Origin of the sequence: Erwinia sp. MYb416 (genome assembly GCF_037479575.1) — a bacterium.
Taxonomy (GTDB): domain Bacteria; phylum Pseudomonadota; class Gammaproteobacteria; order Enterobacterales; family Enterobacteriaceae; genus Erwinia; species Erwinia rhapontici.
On sequence record NZ_JBBGYT010000229.1, the window covers coordinates 413 to 1,054 of the forward strand.

At 56.9% G+C, this 642-nt stretch carries 1 protein-coding gene; it reads left to right on the plus strand.

Going from position 1 to position 642, the window contains the following annotated elements; all coding sequences use genetic code 11:
- A partial coding sequence (locus WH277_RS02095; RefSeq protein ID WP_339504121.1) for an efflux RND transporter permease subunit occupies nucleotides 1-642 on the plus strand: 642 nt, incomplete at both ends.

Genomic DNA, 642 nt, shown 5'->3' on the forward strand with positions numbered 1-642 from the left:
CATTCAGGCCGATGCCCCGTTCCGCATGGAACTGAACGATATTCTGAAACTGAATGTGCGTAACACCAACAACGGCATGGTGCCGCTGTCGGAATTTGTTCAGGCGAAATGGGAAACCTCACCGCTGCAAATGGTGCGTTATCAGGGTTATCAGGCGGTGAAAATCACCGGCAGCGCCGCCGCGGGTTACTCCAGTGGTGATGCGATGCAGGAGATGGAGCGCCTGGCGGCTGAACTGCCTGAGGGTTTTGCGGTGGAATGGACCGAGCTGTCACTGCAGGAGCAGCAATCCGCCTCTGAAGCGCCGATGCTGATGGCGCTGTCGATGCTGGTGATATTCCTGATACTGGCCGCGCTGTACGAGAGCTGGTCCATTCCCATCTCCGTAATGCTGGTGGTGCCGTTAGGCCTGCTGGGTGCGGTGCTGGCAGTCATATTGCGTGATATGCCGAACGATGTGTTCTTTAAGGTGGGGATGATCACCATCATTGGGCTGTCGGCGAAGAACGCCATTCTTATCGTCGAGTTCGCCAAACAGCTTCATGACAATGGCAAAGGGCTGGCGGAAGCGACGCTGGAAGCGGCCAGAATGCGTTTACGTCCGATCCTGATGACGTCACTGGCGTTCACGCTGGGCGTGGT